The 22,235-nt window shown below is 34.9% G+C and carries 17 protein-coding genes; 4 read left to right on the top strand and 13 right to left on the bottom strand.

Annotated elements, in window-relative coordinates; all coding sequences use genetic code 11:
• Positions 1-2 precede the first annotated feature (2 nt).
• On the top strand, positions 3-929 hold the full coding sequence (locus tag PXD56_RS12030; protein ID WP_276493593.1) for a PorP/SprF family type IX secretion system membrane protein: 927 nt from the start codon (positions 3-5) through the stop codon (positions 927-929).
• On the opposite strand, the gene PXD56_RS12025 is transcribed toward PXD56_RS12030, so the two are convergent.
• The 5 genes from PXD56_RS12025 to mvaD all read right to left on the bottom strand — a co-directional run bounded on the left by PXD56_RS12025 (position 926) and on the right by mvaD (position 6,030).
• Complete coding sequence (locus PXD56_RS12025; protein WP_276493592.1) at positions 926-1,987, bottom strand: zinc-binding metallopeptidase family protein; 1,062 nt, start codon at positions 1,985-1,987, stop codon at positions 926-928. The genes PXD56_RS12030 and PXD56_RS12025 overlap by 4 nt on opposite strands.
• Before the next feature lie 37 nt (positions 1,988-2,024).
• Complete coding sequence (locus PXD56_RS12020; protein WP_276493591.1) at positions 2,025-2,867, bottom strand: pseudouridine synthase; 843 nt, start codon at positions 2,865-2,867, stop codon at positions 2,025-2,027.
• 75 nt (positions 2,868-2,942) lie between these two features.
• Positions 2,943-3,848, bottom strand: coding sequence for a geranylgeranylglycerol-phosphate geranylgeranyltransferase (locus tag PXD56_RS12015; RefSeq protein ID WP_276493590.1), 906 nt, complete (start codon positions 3,846-3,848; stop codon positions 2,943-2,945).
• A 13-nt stretch (positions 3,849-3,861) separates the two neighbouring features.
• Complete coding sequence (locus PXD56_RS12010; protein WP_276493589.1) at positions 3,862-4,800, bottom strand: mevalonate kinase family protein; 939 nt, start codon at positions 4,798-4,800, stop codon at positions 3,862-3,864.
• A gap of 147 nt (positions 4,801-4,947) precedes the next feature.
• A complete protein-coding gene (gene mvaD, locus PXD56_RS12005; RefSeq protein ID WP_276493588.1) occupies positions 4,948-6,030 on the bottom strand; it encodes a diphosphomevalonate decarboxylase in 1,083 nt (360 codons plus the stop codon).
• An 81-nt stretch (positions 6,031-6,111) separates the two neighbouring features.
• Between mvaD and PXD56_RS12000 the strand changes: the two genes are divergently transcribed.
• Positions 6,112-6,585, top strand: a complete 474-nt coding sequence (locus tag PXD56_RS12000; protein WP_276493587.1) for a TspO/MBR family protein — start codon at positions 6,112-6,114, stop codon at positions 6,583-6,585.
• On the opposite strand, the gene PXD56_RS11995 is transcribed toward PXD56_RS12000, so the two are convergent.
• Genes PXD56_RS11995 through PXD56_RS11965 form a run of 7 tightly spaced genes read right to left on the bottom strand, consistent with a single transcriptional unit; the run spans position 6,582 to position 15,040 of the window.
• The gene (locus tag PXD56_RS11995) at positions 6,582-7,121 is read right to left on the bottom strand and encodes a DUF1697 domain-containing protein (protein ID WP_276493586.1); all 540 of its coding nucleotides are present in this window, start codon (positions 7,119-7,121) and stop codon (positions 6,582-6,584) included. The two genes, PXD56_RS12000 and PXD56_RS11995, sit on opposite strands and share 4 nt — an antisense overlap.
• The gene (locus PXD56_RS11990) at positions 7,118-8,404 is read right to left on the bottom strand and encodes a BaiN/RdsA family NAD(P)/FAD-dependent oxidoreductase (RefSeq protein ID WP_276493585.1); all 1,287 of its coding nucleotides are present in this window, start codon (positions 8,402-8,404) and stop codon (positions 7,118-7,120) included. The genes PXD56_RS11995 and PXD56_RS11990 overlap by 4 nt, the downstream gene beginning before the upstream one ends.
• On the bottom strand, positions 8,404-9,096 hold the full coding sequence (locus tag PXD56_RS11985) for a glycerophosphodiester phosphodiesterase (protein ID WP_276493584.1): 693 nt from the start codon (positions 9,094-9,096) through the stop codon (positions 8,404-8,406). Before PXD56_RS11985 ends, PXD56_RS11990 begins: the two co-directional genes overlap by 1 nt.
• A 57-nt stretch (positions 9,097-9,153) precedes the next feature.
• Positions 9,154-10,929 carry an alpha-amylase family glycosyl hydrolase gene (locus tag PXD56_RS11980; protein WP_276493583.1) on the bottom strand — a complete coding sequence of 592 codons (1,776 nt, stop codon included), beginning with the start codon at positions 10,927-10,929 and terminating at the stop codon, positions 9,154-9,156.
• 45 nt (positions 10,930-10,974) lie between these two features.
• Positions 10,975-13,278 carry a glycoside hydrolase family 65 protein gene (locus tag PXD56_RS11975; protein ID WP_276493582.1) on the bottom strand — a complete coding sequence of 768 codons (2,304 nt, stop codon included), beginning with the start codon at positions 13,276-13,278 and terminating at the stop codon, positions 10,975-10,977.
• 57 nt (positions 13,279-13,335) lie between these two features.
• Positions 13,336-14,004 (bottom strand): beta-phosphoglucomutase, encoded by a 669-nt coding sequence (pgmB, locus tag PXD56_RS11970; protein WP_276493581.1) that lies wholly within the window; start codon positions 14,002-14,004, stop codon positions 13,336-13,338.
• 10 nt (positions 14,005-14,014) lie between these two features.
• Positions 14,015-15,040 carry a LacI family DNA-binding transcriptional regulator gene (locus tag PXD56_RS11965; RefSeq protein WP_276493580.1) on the bottom strand — a complete coding sequence of 342 codons (1,026 nt, stop codon included), beginning with the start codon at positions 15,038-15,040 and terminating at the stop codon, positions 14,015-14,017.
• A gap of 321 nt (positions 15,041-15,361) precedes the next feature.
• Here PXD56_RS11965 and PXD56_RS11960 point away from each other — a divergent pair, with 321 nt between their 5' ends.
• Together PXD56_RS11960 and PXD56_RS11955 are read left to right on the top strand one after the other, a co-directional pair.
• On the top strand, positions 15,362-18,484 hold the full coding sequence (locus tag PXD56_RS11960; protein WP_276493579.1) for a SusC/RagA family TonB-linked outer membrane protein: 3,123 nt from the start codon (positions 15,362-15,364) through the stop codon (positions 18,482-18,484).
• Positions 18,485-18,503: 19 nt separating this feature from the next.
• The gene (locus PXD56_RS11955; protein WP_276493578.1) at positions 18,504-20,114 is read left to right on the top strand and encodes a RagB/SusD family nutrient uptake outer membrane protein; all 1,611 of its coding nucleotides are present in this window, start codon (positions 18,504-18,506) and stop codon (positions 20,112-20,114) included.
• 501 nt (positions 20,115-20,615) lie between these two features.
• On the opposite strand, the gene PXD56_RS11950 is transcribed toward PXD56_RS11955, so the two are convergent.
• A complete protein-coding gene (locus tag PXD56_RS11950; protein ID WP_276493577.1) occupies positions 20,616-22,202 on the bottom strand; it encodes a solute:sodium symporter family transporter in 1,587 nt (528 codons plus the stop codon).
• Between the last annotated feature and the right edge of the window lie 33 nt (positions 22,203-22,235).

Below are 22,235 nucleotides of genomic sequence, written 5' to 3'. Positions count from 1 at the left end.
GCATGCAGAATTTATATAAAAATATCGCTTTAATAGCATTTGTTCTTGTTGCATACACCAATAACGTATTGGCTCAGCAAACTCCTACTTTCTCAGAGTACAATTACAACCCGTACCTAGTGAATTCTGCTTTTGCAGGATTGGCTCCAAGTGCAGAAATCGGCATTAGTAACACCGGTACTTTTAATCAATTTGAAGGTAGTCCTAAAAGTTTCGCCCTAAGTTTTCATACTCCTCTAAACCGAGGTAAAGTTGGGTTAGGCGCAGGGTTAATTCGTGATGAAGTTGGAGTTACCACCTCAACAAGTGCTTTTGCCACTTACTCATATAAAATCTTTTTTGATACCAAAAAAAACAGACCTTATTGGCAAATATACACCCCCAACTCATTATCCTTTTCTATATCACCAGGTGTGCAGCAATATCAAGATAATTTACTAGAACTTGGTATTATGGACGACCCCAACTTTGCCATGAACATAAATGCCACAATACCCACTATCGGGCTAGGGTTTCTTTTAAATCTTGCCGATGTTTATGTAGGCTTCTCAACCCCCAATGTAATTGGTGATATGCTAGTTTCTGATAATAATGTTCAAATCAATGTACCTTATTACGGATACTTAGGTTACCGATTCTTCTCCAATAAATTTGAAGAATTAATGATTAAACCTAACGTATTACTAAAGTATGAAAATGGCGCTCCTTTTCAGGCGGACATGAATATATCGGTAAGTTTTAGAAACCGTTTTGAACTAGGAACTGGCTACAGAACAAACTCATCTTTAAATCTATTAGCCGGAGTATATCTTTTTAAAAATATTAGAGCAATTTACAGTTACAACGTAGCAACTAACAATTCTCCATTAGGTAATACTCATGGTATTATTGCAACCTACCGTTTTGGAGAAGGTTTTAGTAGAGACTAGACCTTTCTCAATAAATTATGAATAAATTCTAATTTTTTCTCTACAGGTTTTGAAATTATAAAAGGATAAAGATCATCTTCGCCCATTGAACGGTTCATACTATTCAATGCGAATAATAGCGGTATACCCGTATCCATAACCTTCTTAAATTTAATTTCTTTGTAAGGGTCAAAACTAGCATTCATTTTCAGATTTTTCTTAGCCGTAATCTTTGGGTCAGATTTTAATCCGAAATTATAGGCTGTTTCCAGAACATCGGTCAGGTGTAAATAATGAGACCATGTTTCTGCCCAATCTTCCCATGGGTGAGATGATGCATACTTACTAATAAAACTTCGCTGCCAATTTGCCTGTGGACCATTATTATAGTGATTAGACAATGCATCTGCATAAGACTCGGATTCATTACCAAAAACGTTTCTAAATTCTGCTAATACATCTGGATTATCACGAATAAGCAAATCCCAATAATAATGCCCTACTTCATGCCTAAAATGCCCAAGCAAAGTTCTATAACGCTCAGCCATTTGCTGTTTTACCTGCTCACGAACAACAGGGTCTGCTTCGGCTATCATAAGAGTAATTACACCATCTGCATGCCCCGTTTTTAAACTTTTGGAACCTTCTGGCAAATCATCTTTGTCTAAAAAATCAAAACAAAAACCCTTTTGGTCATTTGTAATTTTACTAACAACAGGTAACCTAAAACGTAAGAGTTGATATATTAATCTATGTTTGGCAATTTCAATATGTTTCCACTTTTCTAAATTGTCTTCATCTAAAAGATGTGGAATAGTTCTGTTTAAAGTACATGCAAGGCAAAACTTGCGACCTCTAGAAACATCTACAAGCCAATTACAAACCTTGTGTTTATAGTTTTCACAATACTCATAGGTTTTTCCATCAAGTTCGTCAACCTGCCATGCGGTAGCATCAGGATCTAATGAAACAATTTTATTATAATATGAAGAATACCCAAGTTTGAAACCGCAGTTTAAACATTTATTGTTCTCAAAAACAACTGTATTCTTACAATTGGTACACTGAAATAATTTCATATCCTACAGCCTCTTTTAACAGACAGGGGACAGTGTGCTATTTGATCATCTTAAGGTTTATCACCTCTTGGTCGGTCAAATATCTCCAGTGTCCTCTTGGTAAATCTTTTTTAGTAAGACCACCGTATACAACTCTATCCATTTTCTGAATCTTATATCCTAGCGTATCAAAAATGCGTTCTACAATTTTATTTCTAGAACTATAAATTTCAATACCAACCTCTCTTTTTGGAGCATCGGCTATGAAACTAACATCTTGTACACGAACCGCTTTTTCATCTACAACTACACCTTCTTGTATCTTCTTTAAATCTGCACTTCTTAACTCTTGGTCCAAAACCAAATGATAAATCTTACGCATTCCATTTACAGGGCTCTTCAGCACCTTGGTCATACTGCCATCATTAGTAAATAAAAGTAAACCTGTATGCTCTTTTTCTAATTTATCTACCGGTAATAATTTTGACTTGGATGCGCTAGATATTAATCCAGAAACATGTCTTTTACCACGTTCATCTCTTATGGTAGTTACAAAATCTTTAGGCTTGTTTAGAAGAACATATTCTCTCTTCACAGGATTTAATAATTGACCATCGAATTTTACCTCATCACTCAATTTTACCTTATAGCCCATTTCAGTAATAGGTTTTCCATTAACGGTAACATTACCTGCTGCTATGTAAATATCAGCATCTCTTCTAGAGCATACTCCGGAGTTAGCTACATATTTATTTAATCTAATAGAATTTGGATCTTTAGGTTTGGCAGGCGCTGCATTTTTTTTAACTGGTGCATTACCACGAGCATAGCTCTTTTTCTTGAAATTACCACCTTGCCTACCTGAAGCATTTTTTCCCCTACTAGAATCATCCCTACTCATAACTGTACTAATTTTGCACAAAGGTAGGAAATTGCATTGCGGTTCAAATAGTTATATGAAACATATTACGCACAACTACAGTATTCTGTTCAAAACTAACTGTACGTCTATAAGAAGTATACTAAAAACACCCATAACTATGATAAGTTTTAGAATATTATGTAACCAAACATAGTCTTTACGGGCTTTTGCTCTAAAAAGTAGTATAATGAACAAAATCATTAAGAGCACACACAACACAAAGTAAAAGTTCATATACCCTACATCAAAACGGAAAATCAACAATAAAGATGGTACCAGGGTCAAAAAAATTAAAAAAGAAATTAGCAATTTTGAAGTTCTAGACCCATATATAATAGGAATGGTTCTATAATTCTGAGCCAAATCTCCTGATATATTTTCCAAATCTTTCACCATTTCACGAGCCAGTATCAATAAAAAGAGAAATACTGCATGAACAAATATGACCGGCTGAATATTCTTATAATAAACGAACACCACAAAAAAGGGCGTAATTGCCAAAGTAGCGGATATGAAATTACCTAAAAACGCAATCCGTTTTAACTTATGCGAATAAATCCAAATACCAAAAATGTAGGATGAAAAAAAGAATACCGCTTTGAACGAAACATAGCTAGCTACAACTACCGCCAAAAAATTCAACACAAAGTAGGTTGTTAATTTAAACCGTTGGCTCACCAAACGATCTAACATACTTTTTCGTGGCTTATTAATTAGGTCTTTCTCTGCATCGTAAAAATTATTAATGATATAACCACCGGCAATAACCAATGCAGATGCCAATACAATAACAAAGAGATTAATATCAAATACTACTCTACGGACCGGAAGTTCTGGTGCAAGTATATAAATAGACGCTAAATATTGGGCTAGTGCTATAACTAAAATGTTATACCCTCTAACCACTGAAAACAGACTCAGTACTTTTAAAAGTAAGAGTTTATTTCTTCTATTAAGCATTTATGAAAATTACCTAAAAATTATAGACTACTTCTAGTTTATAGTCTTTTAACGCAGTTTTAGCTTTTTCAAAATCTTCTGTAAAACCTAATATATACCCGCCGCCACCTGAGCCACAAAGCTTTAAGTAGTAATCGTTGGTATCGATTCCGTTTTTCCATAAAGCATGGAATTTGGCAGGAATCATAGGTTTAAAGTTGTCTAAAACAACATGCGAAAGTTGTTTTAAATTTCCGAATAAAGATTGAATATTGCCATTCACGAAATCTTCTACACAAGCATCGGTATGTTTAATGAACTGGTTCTTTAGCATACTTCTAAAGCCATCATTTTTCATTTGTTCCATGAAAATCTGAACCATAGGTGCTGTTTCACCAATAATACCGCTATCTAATAAAAATACTGCCCCCTTACCTTCTGCATTTTGAGAAGGAATACTAGTTGACTCAATATTGTCTTTAGAATTTATAAGAATAGGAAGGCTCAAATAGCTATTTAAAGGATCAAGACCAGATGATTTACCGTGAAAAAACGATTCCATTTTACCGAATATCGTTTTAAGTTTCAATAGCTTTTCTCTAGTTAAATTCTCAAGAACCGTTATTTTATCTTGTGCGTATTTATCATAGATAGCTGCTACCAAAGCACCACTACTACCCACTCCATACCCTTGTGGTATAGAACTATCAAAATACATACCCTCAGCAACATCTGCTTTTAAAAGGTCTAAATCAAAAGAAACCAAATTCGGCTCAGTTACCGTAAGCTCTTCTAAATAAACAGCATATGACTCTAAACTCTCATTAGATTTTATTGCCTCTTTTGACATATTGGCATCAGACTTCAAAGCTCCTTTATAAAAGTTATAAGGTATTGATAATCCTTTGGAATCCTTAATGATACCATACTCTCCAAAGAGAAGAATTTTTGAATAAAAAAGAGGTCCTTTCATTTTTTAAAAACTAAGCAAATATTGAAACTTATATAAATATAGTCAAAGATTCACAAAAAGTTGAACGTTTTACCCTAAAAGGTTAAACAAATTAGATGAATCATTCCCTTACAAACGTTTTTTGTAAAGAAATAGTACTTAAATCACCTACAACTTCTTAGCACCCAGACCAATTCGATCGCAAATATACTGCCCATTTTGACAATAGGGCACTAACTTCTCCTTAATAAACGGAAAAACGATATCTTTTTCATTTTCAGGATATAAGACATGAACATTGGCTCCTGCATCTAAAGTAAAACAAACATGGGTCTTAGATACTTGCCTAAACTTCCATATTTCATTAATAATAGAGAGGGTGTTAGGTTTCATCAATATAAAATACGGATTGCTTGTCATCATCATGGCATGCAATGTAAGTGCTTCACTTTCCACAATATTTATAAACGTATCTAAATCTCCTTCTGACAAAACAGATTTTAACTTCTGTAAATTATTATGTGCTTGATCAAACCTTTGCTTAGCGAATGGGTGCCCATGCATTAACTCATGACCCACCGTACTACTAACTTGCTTCTCCCCTTTATCAACCAATAAAATGGTATCATGAAAATTATTAAATACGTCATGTACTTTATAAGGATACTTTATTCCGAATAAGTTTGAACTTCCTTCAATTGAAGGTGTTTCTCCCCATTGCACCAAAGGTCCTTCTAAACTGCGACATGCACTACCTGAACCTAACCTTGCTAAAAACGAAACTTTTCTATTAAAATGTTCATCGGAAAGAGTATCTAAAAACTTCTTTTCCATCTCCATAAAACACAATGCCAAAGCAGACATACCACTAGCCGATGATGCAATACCACTACTATGCGGAAAAGAATTTGAGGTATTGATTACAAAGTGATACTCTTTTAGAAATGGCAGATAGATTTCTATTCTCTTTAAAAAGGTATTTATTTTTGGCTTGAATTCTTCTTTTGCCTCACCTTCAAAAAAAAGATCAAAAGAAAACTCATCACTTTTTTGATTCTTCTTTTTATAATTTACACTGGTTTTAGTAACACATGCCGCCAGGGTAAAACTTATAGATGGATTTGCAGGTATCTGATTATCTCTCTTTCCCCAATACTTTACCAAAGCAATATTACTGGGAGAAGAATACGAAACCGTACCCTCTTCTTTCAATGTTGTATACGGAACTGGAATAAAATCTTTTTCTGACATTGAATTTTCAATTTGTGCAAATATAGTTTTTAGGGCAATCAATAAAAATAAATCCTTATTTTAGAGCTAAACACCAACCAATTGAAAAGAAAATTAACGTACGTCTTTATTGGTATTATTGTCTGCTCTACCATAGGTTTTCTAAGCAGTGTTGTTACACAAAGCTCTGTAAACGATTGGTATATGACATTGAACAAGCCAAGTTTTAACCCCCCAAACTGGGTTTTTGCACCTGTTTGGAGCGTTCTTTATGTAATGATGGGCGTTTCTGTAGGTTGGGTCTGGGCAAAAGGATTTCATCATAAATGGGTAAAAACCGGACTGTACCATTTTGGGTTTCAGCTTCTTTTAAACGGATTGTGGAGCATTGTTTTTTTTGGTCTGAAGCAGCCTTTTTATGCACTTTTAATAATTATCGCTCTATTAATAGTTCTAATATTAACCTTTAAGTGGTTTAGAGTAGTAAGCAAAATTGGTGCTTATTTATTGATTCCGTATATATTATGGGTATGCTTTGCCACCGCTTTGAACTTTAAAATCTGGGAACTGAACTAACCGACCATTTCTAACAACTTATTCATTGTTTTATAATTTCTGGTCGTTGCCCGCACTTTTAATTTTCGCTCTATAAGATTATTATTCAACTTTGCCTTGCCATACCCAGCACTACACTTTAGATATATACAACTGTCAGAAATTGAAAACTCTTCATTTGTAAAAACTTCCGCTCTAAACTTACTTAGCGCTTCAATATTTAGTTTTTCATTGATAAGAACGAAATAGAGCTGCTTTTTAATGTTTTCATCATTAGATGCAAACGGATTCTCGTTTAATATAGCAGACAGCTGCTCAACTGTTTTTACAATAATTGGTACCTCAAGATCAAATCTCTTTAAAATAGCTGCTGCAATTAGCCTTTCTAGTTCTGATGTAGATTTAATTACACTTTTAAAAACAATATTACCACTTTGAATATAAGTCTGAACGTCTTGTAGCTTTATATTTTCGCATAATTCTCGAAGTTCAATCATAGGAATTTTATTCTTTCCGCTGACATTTATCCCTCTCAAGAATGCGATGTAAGTTATCATGATAAATGCGTTTTTGCATTTAAATCTTCAACGACTCCATTGGCAGCAATATAACCACCTGTCCAAGCATTTTGAAAGTTAAATCCGCCCGTAATGGCATCTACATTTATAATTTCACCTGCGAAATATAGACTAGGTGAAATTTTACTTTCATAAGTTTTAAAATTGATTTCTTTTAAGTCAACACCACCGGCGGTAACGAACTCTTCTTTAAAAGTACTTTTTCCGTTTACTTGAAAAACACCTGCAGTTAATTGCTCTGCCAAAGAGGTTAATTGCTGCTTTGACACTTCTGGCCAAGTTGTTGTATCATCTATACCAGAAGCCATTACCAAGTTTGCCCATAAACGTTTAGGAATATCTAACACCTTGGTTCTTAGAACAGTTTTCTTTTCAACCTGTTTTACTTTTAAAAGCAATTCCAGCAATCCGTTTTGGTGATATTCTGGAACCCAATTCACCTGAATTTTGAATTGATAGTTATACGCTTCCAAAATTCTTGCTCCCCATGCGGAGAGCTTTAAAATAGCTGGTCCGCTCATTCCCCAATGTGTAATCAATAACGGTCCGTCCGAAAACAAACCCGATGCATCAAATTTAGTTTTTGAAGACTTTTTACCAAAATTCTTTTTCGGTATTACCTTCACTTCGGCATGAGTGGCCACACCAGGTATATCTTTTATTCGGTCATCTTTTATGTTGAATGTAAACAATGATGGTACTGGTGGAACAATTGTATGGCCTAACCCCTCAATATATTTCCAAATTTTAGGATTGCTTCCTGTAGCCAGGATAAGCTTTTTGCAGTACATAAAACTGTCGCCAATGGTTACTTTCCATTTTTTGCCCGGTTCTTCATTTATTTGCTCTATTCCTGTTACGGAGCAAAGCGTTTTTACTTGAATACCTAACCTTTCTGCCTCTGAGACAAAACAGTCTATTATGGTCTGCGATGAATTACTGATTGGGAACATTCTACCATCGTCCTCTATTTTTAAGGCTACGCCGCGTTCTTCAAAAAAACCAACGGTATCACCACTTGCATAGGTATGAAATGGACCTAAAAGTTCTTTCTCACCTCTTGGATAGTTCTTGCTTAAATCTGCGGGATTAAATTCTGCATGGGTAACATTACAACGACCACCACCAGAAATTTTAACCTTAGTGAGAACCTCTTTACCACGCTCTAAAATTGCAATCTTTGTATTTGGTCTTTTCTCTGCGATATGAATTGCTGCATAAAAACCTGCTGCACCACCACCAATTACTAAAACATCATACATTATTTAACCCGTTCAGGAAAGTTTGTAATAATGCCGTCTACAGACATACGTTTCATGGCATCAATATCTGCAGGTTCGTTCACTGTCCAAGTATAGATTTTTAAACCAGCATCCCTAATAGTATTTGCCTTCTCTAAATCTAGATTTTTGAAATACGGGTTTATAGCTACCGCATTCAATTCTTTAGCAACAGGTATGGCATCTACCGGATCTTCTTCCGTCAATACTGCAATAGCCACATTTGGGTTGTGCTTACGCATTTCCCTAAGCTCGTCCCAATTAAAACTCGAGATGATAAAATTATCTGGAGACCAGTTTTTCGTTTCTATATAATACTCCATAATATGATTGACCTTATCTGCAGTACCGGCACCTTTCAATTCTATGTTAAGGGCTACTTTATTGTCTATTAACTTTAAAACATCTTGTAGCATAGGTATTTTATGACCACCTTCTACAATGACTTTCATTAAATCAACAATATAATAATCTTCTATATTACCCGGTGCATTGGTCAACCGGTCTAATTTATCATCATGAAAAACTACAATTTCACCACTTTTAATCTTAAAAACATCGATTTCTATCATATCTACACCAAAATCCATTGCCTTTTGAATAGACGGCAAGGTGTTTTCAGTTTCATGTCCCATGGCTCCTCTATGACCAATTACTAAGGGTTCTTTTTTCATTTGACAAGATGCTAAAGTGAGACAAATAAGAGCTAGGGTAATTCTTTTAAACATGTTCTATAGATTTATTTCAAAAATAAAGGATTCTAAAGGATTTAAGTCAATTGTAATATGCCCTTCTCCATTTTCTATACGCAAAGTATTATCATGCCCATATAACTTATCATTCAACGAATAACTACCTTCTTTCAATTTCCATAAATTTATTAAATCTACCGGTATTTTTAAATCGAACGAAAAGTGGTCGTTTACATCAAAGTTTGATACTATAATCAGTTTTTGATCCTCAGACCAACGTACATAGGACAATACCCTATGATTATAATTTTCTGTAATTTCCTTATTATAAAAATGAATCTCTCTATAAGCACCCATTAGCGCTTCACTGCCAATGGTAAAATTCAACAATCTTTTATAGAAATCTCTTAATGATGCTTCTTCAGGTGTAGATTGGCCACCATCAAATTTTTTGTTGTTTACCCATCTTTGATGATGAGGGACTCCAATATAATCGAATATAGAAGTTCTTGACGGACTACCAAATCCCGCATTTTCTGCAGCTGGCTCGCCTACTTCTTGTCCAAAATATATCATTGTTGGTGATGTACTTATTGTGGCAGAAACAACCATGGCGGGCCTACCAATTTCAGCATTACCCACAAACTCTGGACTTGCAATACGTTGCTCATCATGATTCTCTAAAAAATGAAGCATGTTATGTTCTATATCTTTTAAACCGTTTTGAACAACAGGCAGGTGATCAGACCATCCGTACCCCTTCATAATATGTTTTAGTCCATCATAAAAATCTACCTTATCATACAAATAGTCCATTTTACCTTTATGGATATAGGTTCTATATAAGTCTGGATTATACACCTCTGCCATTATAAAGGCGTTAGGGTTATTCATTTTAATAGAAGAATTCATGTAGCTCCAAAATTCTACAGGAACCATTTCTGCCATATCATATCTAAAACCATCAACACCCATTGCCAACCAATACAAGGCAACATCTCTAAACTTTCGCCAAGAGCTAGGCACCACTCTTTTTACCCAATAATTAAAATGTTCCTTATAATCTTTCTCCCCGTAATCATTTGGCAACATATCAAAATCCAATCTGCCATCTGGCCTTACACCGTAATTTATTCTAACGGTCTCATACCAATCATTCATATCTGGTTGCGGACTGCGAGAACCATTACCCGTCCATTTCGCTGGAACCTCTTTTAATTTAGAATAGGAAAAATTTGGAACATCTCCACCTAACGGAACATAGCCATCTCGCCATTGAGGGGTTTGAAATTCTGTTCCGGGAATGTAATAAAAGTTATTATCTTTTTGATATTCCACAGATGTATCATCACCAAACCCGAAGTCAGAAACACCTTTAGGATTCGTTTTTCCTTCATATTTTCTAGCAACATGATTAGGCACAATATCAATAATCACCTTCATACCCGCTTTATGCGTGCGATCAATCAAAGATTTGAACTCCTTTAGCCTTTTTGATGGATCTTTAGCTAAATCTGGGTTAACATTGTAATAATCTTTAACCGCATAAGGAGAACCCGCCCTACCTTTAACAACTGCCGGGTCATCATTAGAAATGCCAATTTCAGTATAATCATTGATCACCGCGTGATGCGGAATTCCCGTATACCAAATATGGGTAACTCCTAAATTTTTAATTTCTGTAAGTGCCTTTTTATTAAAATCAGCAAATTTCCCGACCCCGTTTTCCTCAATAGTACCCCACGGTTTATTATTGGTATTAGTATTTCCAAAAAGTCTGGTAAATACATGATAAATTACAATCTTACTATTCATGGGGCAAATCGCTTTTAAACTTTACAGCACTAAACTAATGACTAATTATACGGTTGTCAATTCATCTGGCGATAACGCCACTTTTTTTCCATTAACACGAATGGTCACTTCTTCAGTTCCCATCAATTGAAAAGTAGTATTTTTTGCAGTGACATTTACCTGTATTATTCTATTTCTAAAATTGACCTTAAAGGAATATGCATTCCACTGATTAGGTATTTGAGGATTAAAGGATAATTTATCATTGATAACACGCATGCCGCCAAAGCCTTCGACAATACTCATCCAAGTACCGGCCATAGATGTAATATGTAAACCTTCTTCCACTTCTTTATTATAATCATCTAAATCTAACCTAGATGTTCTTAGGTAGAAATTATAGGCTTGTTCCATTCTACCTAATTTGGCAGCCTGAATACTATGCACACATGGTGACAACGAAGATTCATGAACCGTAAAAGGTTCATAAAAGTCGAAATGTTTTTCTAAATCTTCCGTAGAGAAATCCTCTTCAAAAAAGTAAAAACCCTGCAAAACATCTGCTTGCTTAATGTATGGAGATCTTAAAATTCTATCCCAACTCCATTTTTGATTAATTGGCCTGTCCGACTTTGGTAATTCATCAACCCGTACCAAATCTTTATCCAAGAAACCGTCTTGCTGTAAGAATACACCATGCTCTTTTGAATACGGAAAGTACATTTTACTTGCTACTTTCTTCCATTTTTCGCACTCCCTATCGGTAAGTTTGGTTTTACCTATAATTCTATCATAATCATCAGGATAACCGTTCTTAACCTTATCTAATTGAGTTAGCGTATAGTTAATACACCATTTTGCCAAATAGTTGGTATACCAATTATTATTGACATTATTCTCATACTCATTAGGTCCCGTAACCCCAAGCATTACATATTTGTTCTTATCCTTGGATAAATTTACACGCTGATGCCAAAATCTAGAAATAGCTATTAATACTTCTAATCCCATTTCTGGTATGTAGCTATAATCACCTGTATATCTAAAGTAATTATGAATGGCAAATGCAATTGCTCCGTTTCTATGAATCTCCTCAAACGTAATCTCCCACTCATTATGACATTCTTCGCCGTTCATGGTTACCATGGGGTATAATGCTGCACCATTAGAGAATCCTAACTTCTCAGCATTTTCAATAGCTTTTTCTAAGTGATTGTAACGATACTTCAATAGCTTTCTAGCTAACTTATCATCTTTGGTGGCCATGTAAAACGGAATGCAATAAGCCTCAGTATCCCAATAAGTACTACCACCATACTTTTCACCAGTAAATCCTTTAGGACCAATATTTAATCTAGAGTCTGTTCCTAAATAGGTCTGGTTCAACTGAAAAATATTAAAACGAATACCTTGTTGTGCCTTTATATCACCTTCAATAACAATATCACTCATATCCCAAATAGCAGCCCATGCTTCTATTTGTTTTTGCATTAAGCCATCAAAACCTAAAGCACTTACTTTACTTAAACTATTATTGGCTACCTGTATCAATTCTTCATTTGGGTGATTTCTTGAAACTACATAACCACCAAACTTGGTCAACGTAACCGTTGAATTTGCTTTTACGTTTTGTTCAAATTTTAAGGACACAAAATTATCTGTCTTTTCTAAAGGAACACCTACTACTTCATTACCATTATACTCTAGAGATGCCTGCATAAACGTACAGGTCTTAAAGTCAGTTTTCATGGTATGCGCCTCTATAAAAGCACGATTATCGGCAGCAGTAACATTTGTAGTGTTCCAGAATTTATCATCCCAATTGCTATCTTCATTGGTAATACCACTATCTAAGTATGGCTCAAATACCACTTTAGCATCGGCTTTTAATAATTTAACAGTGTATGATATAGCACCAACTTCATCAATATCTAAACTTAAGAACCGCTTTACAATTACATCAATTTCTACATTATTAGATGATACAGCCTGAAAACTACGGGTATAAACACCCTCTTTCATATTTAGCTCTCTTCTAAAATTTGAAATCTTTTTACACGTTGCAAGGTCAAATTCCTCATCATTTAAATAGATTTTGATTCCTATCCAATTAGGAGCGTTAAGCACCTTTGCAAAATATTCTGGATACCCGTTTTTCCACCAACCCACACGCGTTTTATCCGGATAATAAACACCAGCAATATAACTACCTTGAAAAGTCTCACCTGTATAGGTTTCCTCAAAATTGGCACGTTGACCCATAGCACCGTTACCGATACTAAATATACTTTCTGAAGATTTTACATTTTCACTGTCAAATCCTTCTTCGATAATGCTCCAATTATCTGGTTTTATATAATCTTGATTCATGAAATTTAAATTGAATTGATATTTTGAAAAATGAAATTAAAATACTGCTATCTTAATTTATCCTTTATGTTCTTTATTGATCAATGATTCTAAAAAATCATCGCTTATTCCTGTGAAGTCAGTAAAATTATAATCAGCCTCATTAAGTATTTCAGCATCTCCTATTCCTATGCTTACCATACCTGCAGCATTAGCTGCTTGAATACCTGCAACCGCATCTTCAAAAACAACACATGAGCTTGGGTCAACATTTAAATTTTTGGCTGCAATTAAAAATACTTCTGGATCAGGTTTTGCTTTTGTTACATTATTACCATCAACAATACTATCAAAATATGGTAATAAATCAACTTTCTCTAAAATTGGTTTTGCATTTTTACTTGCAGAACCTAAGGCTATCGGAATATTTTTTTTCTGTAAATATTTAAGCACCCTTGGAACATCTGGTAGAATTTCGCTAGCATCCATTTTTTCTATATACGCAAGATAATCTACGTTTTTCTCTACCATCCAAGTATCAAACTGTTCTTGTGTCGCATTTACATTCCCAATATCCAAAAGAATTTCCAAGCACCTTTTTCTACTTACTCCTTTAAACAGTTCATTTTGCTCTTTTGTAAATTCAAAGCCCAACTCTTTGGCTAGTTTATGCCAAGCCAAAAAATGGTATTTTGCAGTATCTACAATGACACCATCCAGATCAAATATAAAACCTACTTTTTTCATTTTCTTTTTCTTATTTATTGATTGTTGAACCACGTTTAATTAAGGTCGCGTCAATAACCTTGGTTTTAAAAGGTGCCTCTTCCATTTCTGTAGACTCCATTCTATCTATTAAAAACTTTGCTGCATTTTCCCCCATAGTTTCGCCATGTTGCGCTACAGTGGTTAATTTTGGTGACGAATATTTAGATAGAATCCCATCGGTAAATCCAATTATGGAAATGTCATTGGGAACATTGTATCCTAAATGTTGAATTATGCTCATACACTGCACAGCAAAAATCTCATTAACGCATAACACTGCATCAATTTCCCTATTTTGAAAAAACTCTGTAATGAGGTTGGCATGGTCTAAACCATGTGGCAATGTCAGTATTAAATTTTCATCAACTTCTATATTGTGATTTTTCAAAGCTTGCAAGTAGCCTTCTTTTCTGCTTTCACTTACATTGAAAAAATCTTCAGTAGTAATCAAAGCTATTTTCTTTGACCCGGCACTAATAAAATGTTCAACTGCTTCTGTAGATATTACCCCATCATTCAATACTACCTTATCACAAGCAATTTCTTCAGTAACACGATCAAACAGCACAATTGGTATTCCTTGATCTAATAACTCTTTTAAATGCGTAAAATCATTCTTAAGCTGCGTTTCGGCACTTAATGAAAGTATGAACCCGTCAATACTGCCGTTCGCAAGCATTTCCATATTAATGACTTCTTTATCAAATGATTCATCTGAAATACAAATAATAACATTGTACCCCATACTGTTTGCATATTTTTCTATACCTCTAAATACAGTGGTGAAAAAATGGTGCACAATATCAGGTATTACTACACCAATATTCTTAGTTCTCCTATTCTTAAGACTAAGCGCAATATTATTAGGACGATAATTATAGAATTTTGCAAATGCCTTAATTCTATCTTTTGTGTCTTTGCTAATCTCCTTACTATTTTTTAGCGCTTTTGACACGGTAGAAATAGAAACATCTAATTCTCTAGCAATGTCTTTTAATGTGATTTTTGGTTTCAAAAAAGGGATTTTAAGTTTTAAGATAAGAACTTAAATTATTCTAAAAGTTAAAGTTCAAAATTGACAGGTAAATGGTAAATATATTGAAAAAAGTATTTTTTATATATTTGTATTATTATCACATATTCATATTTAACCCCGTATCTAATTAAGAATATCATAAAAACACCCATTAACATTCATTATACTCGCAAAAAATAAAAGTTATTAACACGAAACCGTTTTCGTAACTTTTTAACATTGCCCAAACCATTGTTGACACACCTTTTTACATATTTTTAACAATTGAAATTAAATAAACTCAACTTAAATTAACAATTTATGAAGATTACATTCCTAAAAAGTCTGTTTATTCTAGGTGCATTTTTGTGCTTTGGATCTATACAGGCACAAGAAGTATCTGGAACTGTTTCAGATGCAAGTGGACCTTTACCAGGAGCTAGTGTTCTTGAAAAAGGAACAACGAATGGTACGCAAACTGATTTCGACGGTAATTACACATTGACCGCTGAAGAAGGTGCAGTACTTATTGTTAGTTATATCGGCTACAAAACTCAAGAAGTAGCAGTAAACGGTAGAACTTCAATCAACTTCACATTACAAGAAGATGCTGAAGCATTAGAAGAAGTTGTAATTATCGGTTACGGTACTACAACTGTTAAAGATGCGACCGGATCGGTAACTGCGGTTACAGCTGAAGATTTTAATGGTGGTAACATTGCTTCACCAGAACAGTTAATACAAGGTAAGACTGCCGGTGTTAATATTCAGGAAACTAGTGGTGAACCAGGAGCTGGTATCCAAATTAACATTAGAGGTTCTAATTCTGTACGTGCAAACAACAATCCGCTTTTCGTAGTTGATGGTGTTCCATTAGGTGGTGGCGATACTTCTCCACAAGGTGAAACAGGTTTTGGACAAAGTGCGGTTAAAAACCCTTTGAACTTTATCAACCCTAATGATATTGAAAGCATCAGTATATTAAAAGATGCATCTGCAACTGCTATTTACGGTTCTCGTGGTGCAAATGGTGTTGTAATCATTACTACTAAAAGTGGTAAAGGTAGTGGTCAAGGTGTGTGGGACTTTTCTAGTTCTTTAAGTATTGCTACTGCAGCAAATACTTTTGACTTACTTAAGCCTTCTGAATTTTTAGCTGGTGTTACTGCTGTTGGCGGTAATGCAGATGCCGTAAATTTTGGAGCTACTACAGATTGGCAACAAGTTGTATTAAGATCTACAGCTTCTCAAAACCAAAACCTTTCTTATTCTAAGAACTATGGTAGCGGTAACGTAAGAGCAACATTTGGATACGGAAAACAATTTGGTATCGTTGAGAACTCTGATTTAGAAAGAATTACCGGTAGAGTTAATCTTAACCAACGTTTCTTAGATGATAAATTAGTTCTTGGTCTTCAAATGTCGATCGCTAGAATTAATGATTCTCAAGCACCAATTAGTGCACAAGCAGGTGCAGCAGGTGATGTTTTAGGTGGTGCTTATGCAGCAAATCCAACATGGCCTTCAAATTCTAACTTTAATGCTGGTGGTTTAAATGTAAACCCTCAAAACGCATTAGACAATACTCAGAATATTACCAACACTGACAGATACTTATTAAACGGTTCTATTCAGTATAATTTTACATCTGAACTTTCTGCTAAATTAAATGCTGGTTTAGATATCGCTGAAGCTTCTAACACATCAGTTATTTCGAGAGACATCAACAACATAAACGGTGTTACCGATATAGGTCGTGGTAACTACGGAGTTTTAAAAAGAGATAACAAAACTTTTGAAGCCACTGTTAACTACAATACAGAATTTGAAAACTCTAGCTTAGAAGCCTTAGTTGGTTTTGGTTATCAAGATTTCCAAACTTACGGTTTCAACGCTGGGGGTAGAGGTTACTCAACAAGTGATTTAAATGCTATGGGCAGAGACCTTAGAGGCGCTGTAAATGATTTACAGAATGCTGTTTCTGGTTCTTACCAACAAGCTTATTATGCTCCTAATACAAATGGTGTATTAATCAATAGATTATTACCAACTGTTGTTGCTCAAGAAGAATTAGGTAGAACTCTTGACAGCCCAGTAACTTCTGTATTTACTAATTCATTTGACAATACCGATGAGTTACAATCTTTCTTTGCTAGATTAAATTATACTTTAAATGACAAGTACTTGTTTACAGCTACAATGAGAGCAGATGGTTCTTCAAGATTTGGACCTGAAAATCAATACGGATACTTCCCTTCTGGTGCTTTTGCATGGAAAATGAACGAAGAAGATTTTGTTGGTGAAAACGTATCTACGCTTAAATTACGTTTAAGTGCAGGTATTACTGGTAACCAAGATGGTCTAGGATATGGTAACTTCGTGGCAAGACAACGTTTTTCTGATTTAACTGTTCAGCAAAATCTTGAGATCAACGCTAATGGTACTGCAATTGTAGCTACTGATAGACCTGATCTTAAATGGGAATCTTCTTTCAACTTAAACGCTGGTCTTGATTTTGGTTTTAACAATGATCGCTTAAGTGGTAGTTTTGATATTTATAGAACTGAAACTACTGATGTTCTTTTACAGACACCACCTGCTGCACCTGCTGTAGATCCATTCCAGTTCCAAAATGTAGACGCGAGCATTATCAACCAAGGTGTTGAATTTGCTTTGGCTTACGATTTTGTTAGAACTGATGAAACAACTTTTTCTGCGGATTTTAACATTGCTTACAACGACAACGAAGTTCAAAACTTCGAAGGTTTAATTGATACCGGTGCGGTTAACGGACCAGGTTTAACGGGTGCATTTGCACAACGTTTCGCTTCCGGACAGTCATTATACTCTTACTATTTACCAATATTCACCGGTTTTGATAGTGCAGGTTCGCCAACATACCAAGATGTTGATGGAAACGGTGTAGGAGATCCTTTCGCAGACAAAACCTTCGTAGGTGAAGATGCTTTACCAGATATTACAACTGGTTTAAGCTTAAACTTGAAAGTTAAAGATTTTGATGCATCTGTTTTCTTTCAAGGTCAATTTGGCTTCTCTGTATATAACAATACGGAAAATGCATATTTCACTGCAGGAGCACTTTCTAACTCTAGAAACGTAACTCAGAATGTACTAACAAGCGGAGAGGACCCAGGAGCTTCTGCCGATGCTTCTACTCGTTTCTTAGAAAAAGGAGATTTCGTACGGTTCCAAAATGCTAGCATTGGCTACAATGTACCACTATCAGGTGAAGGAGCATTAAACTCTTTACGTTTCTCTTTAACAGGTCAAAACCTTTTCTTAATTACAGATTATAGTGGATTAGACCCAGAGGTTACTGCTAATACCGGTGATTTAGGTTCAGGTGTACCATCTAGAGGTATTGACTACGGTTCTTACCCAAGACCAAGAACTTTTACTTTTGGTATTAATGCATCATTTTAATTAAAAAAAATTGTATATCATGAAAAATAATTTTAAAATCTTAACACTTTCTATTCTATCGTTGGTAGGGGTTTCTTCCTGTACCGACCTAGAAATAGAAGAAACAGATTCAATCATTTCTGAAGGATTTCAAGGATTAGCTGATCCGTCTTCAACAGTAACCAATCTTTACGGTTCACTTGCAGGACAATATGCTGGTCAAGATAACTACTTTGCACTTCAAGAAGTTACTTCAGATGAGCACCTAATACCAACACGTGGTGGTGACTGGGGTGATAACGGATTATGGAGAGTATTGCACACACACGATTGGAACGGTCAACATTCTTTTATAGTTAACGTATTTCAGTTATGGAACGGTAACCAATTACAAGCTTCTCAAGTTTTAGATTCTAGAAGTAACCCGTCTACTGAAAACATTGGTGATGCTAGCTTTATTAGAGCATACAGTATGTGGGTAATACTTGATAATTTTGGTCAAGTACCTTATAGAGACACTGCATTGCCTTCTACTTCAGTACCTGAAGTATTATCTGGACAAGCAGCTGTCGATTTTATTCTTGCTGACATAGAAACTGCAATTGCCAATACTCCAACTACATCTGCCGGTAGCGGTGAACTTAATCTTAGAGCAAGCAAAGCTGCAGCTAGATATTTAAAAGCTAAGGTTCTTTTGAACAAACATATTTATCTTGGCGGTTCTCCTGACGCTGGTGATATGGCTGAAGTAATTTCTTTGGTTGATGCTATTACTGCTGATGGTTATGCGTTACAAGAAGGTTATTTTGACCTATTCTTACCAGACGCTGACACAGAAACTATCTGGTCGCTAGAAGCAAATACTATTAACAAAGTAGTAATGGGACTTCACTACAACAACACTAGTATTCAAGGTGGTGGCTGGAACGGGTTTAGTACTCTTGCTGAGTTTTACGACTTATTTGAAGGAGATTCTGAATCTAATGAATTAGATGCCGATCAAAACCCAGTTGACGGACAAGAAGAACGTAGAGGTGGTGTACCAACTATAGGTGTAGATTTTGCCGATCAACCTTATGCTTCTGAATTAGATGGATATGTTAATGGTTCAAATGTTGGTTATGGTTTCTTAATCAACCAACAGTATGACCTTGATGGTACTCCGTTAGAGGACAGACAAGGTGCTCCTCTTACTTTCAAAAGAGACTTTAAAGATGGTGCAGGTGCTGTTAACTTTATTAATAATGATGAAACAACTGGTATTCGTATTCAAAAATATGCTGCTAGAAATGGTGAAGCTTCAATAAGTCATCAAATTGTATTTAGATATGCAGATGCTCACTTAATGAAGGCTGAAGCTATGTTTAGAAGTGGTGGTGACCCAACAGCTATGATTAACGACTTAAGAACTATTCGTAACACTCAAGAGTTGTTAGGAACAGTTTCTGAACAAGATATCTTAGATGAAAGAGGTAGAGAACTATATCAAGAAGCTTGGAGACGTAACGATTTAATTCGTTTCGGTCAATTCGGTAGAGATTGGTTATTTAAAGCGGAAGGAACTATTAACAACGATGATTACAATGTGTTCCCTATTCCACCAGCACAATTACTTGCAAATCCTAACTTGGTTCAAAATCCAGGTTACTAAGGATATATAATTTTAAGTTTAAGTTGAAAAGGCCTCCAATTTTATTGGGGGCTTTTTTAATTCTCATACTTAATAGAATTACTACAGAATTAAGAAATCTTAAATTGACTATATGAGCTGAATATTGATATACCTAACCATTTTAAAAACTAGTAGTTAAACTAAATTAATAATGATTATCGATTAGACGCTAATTCAAATTGCCTAATTAAAACAAATATCACTAAATAAACCTATACCAAAACCCTAAGTATTCCTGTATATAATTATAAGTACCATGAATCAAAGAGCCTTTAACTTCTATTCATCAACTGTTTTCAATCGAAGCAATACTGTTACCGCAATTAACCTAGACTATTACTTAATCAAATAGAATTATCATAAACAAATAACGCAACATTTCTAACCTCAGAAGCGGTAAGAAATATTGCGCTATCAACTCTACTATCAGCTAGAGTATCACTTTATAAGTAAAAAAGTATATAGTTAATTGAAAACTACTTATCTAAATATAATATATGTACTTACTACAATTAATGTTATAATTAAACCAACAGGCTTTACATATTTCCAGCTGGTAATATCTACTTCATTTGTATATTCTTGCTCATAATCACTCTCCCTAGGTTTTAGTTTTCCTATCAACAACATTAAACCTATTGTTAAAACAAATGTTATAGCTTGAACATGCAACATATGCGGCAACCATTCAACCCCAAGACCTCTTTGCATGAATATGTAAATAACATAAACAACAACAGCAAATATTATCCCCGCCTTCGCAGCTATAGCCGGCACTCTCTTTGTTAAAAAACCAATAACTATCGCCGATAAAATTGGAATACTGTAAGCTCCATTAACCTGTTGCAAGTAACCAAAAAGACCATCTGACGCGTAATATAAAAAAGGAGCCAGTATCATTGAAAATAATGCAAGCATAACACCAAAACGCTTACCTACTGCAACGACTTTAGTTTCTGAAGCTTCTTTATTTATGTACTCCTTATAAATATCCAAACCAAACAAAGTAACACAACTATTCAACGCACTATTGAAAGAACTTAAAATAGCACCAAAAAGTACCGCTGCAAAAAAGCCTACCAAAGTTACAGGCAACACCGCCGCCACTAATTTAGGATAAGCTTGATCTGCTCTATCCAATTGACCATCGAACATATGAAAAGCTATAATACCTGGCAAAACAACAATTAACGGTCCTAATATCTTAAAACACGCTGCAAGCATTACTCCTTTTTGACCTTCTTTTAAATTTTTAGCACCTAAAGCCCTTTGTATTATTTGTTGATTGGTTCCCCAATAAAACAGCTGCACCAACACCATACCTGTAAAAATGGTAGCAAATGGTATACTGGAAGATTCCGAACCAATAGCATTAAACTTTTCAGGATGCTCTGCAGTAAGTTTAGACACCCCCCCTAAAATACTATTGTCATCACTAATTGCATATAGTCCAAATATTGGTATTAACAAACCACCTATAAGTAACCCTACGGCATTAATAGTATCAGAAACTGCAACAGCTTTTAAGCCTCCGAATATGGCATAAATACTCCCTATTATACCAATACTCCAAACACAGACCCAAATTGAACCCCATTCCGAAATCCCTAATTTCTCTGGTAAATCGAACATTCCACTAATTGCTAAAGAACCAGAATACAAAACAATAGGTAATAATACAATAGCATAGCCACTTAAAAACAAACCAGAGGTCATTGCTTTCGTTGTAGTATCAAACCTTCTTTCCAAGTACGTCGGTATTGTACTAATACCACCTTTCAAATATCTTGGCAACAAATAAATGGCACAAATTACCATGGCTATAGCCGCCAAGGTCTCCCAAGCCATTACTAATATTCCATCACTATAAGCGTTACCGTTTAGACCAACAATCTGTTCTGTAGATAGGTTTGTTAACAGTAAAGAACCCGCTATTACTCCTGCTGTTAAACTTCTGCCTCCTAGAAAGTAGCCATCAGAGGTTTGTTCATTGGTTGATCTTGTCGCTAGATATGCAATTACCGCCACTAAAATGGTAAAGCCTAAAAAAGATAAAATTCCTATCATTGGTTGAGTTGTTTGTTATTTAGTCAAGGTTAA

This window comes from Maribacter zhoushanensis, from assembly GCF_029350975.1.
Taxonomy (GTDB): Bacteria; Bacteroidota; Bacteroidia; order Flavobacteriales; family Flavobacteriaceae; genus Maribacter; species Maribacter zhoushanensis.
The sequence above is the reverse complement of the archived record's forward strand: the minus strand, read 5'-3'. Positions and strand labels throughout refer to the sequence as shown.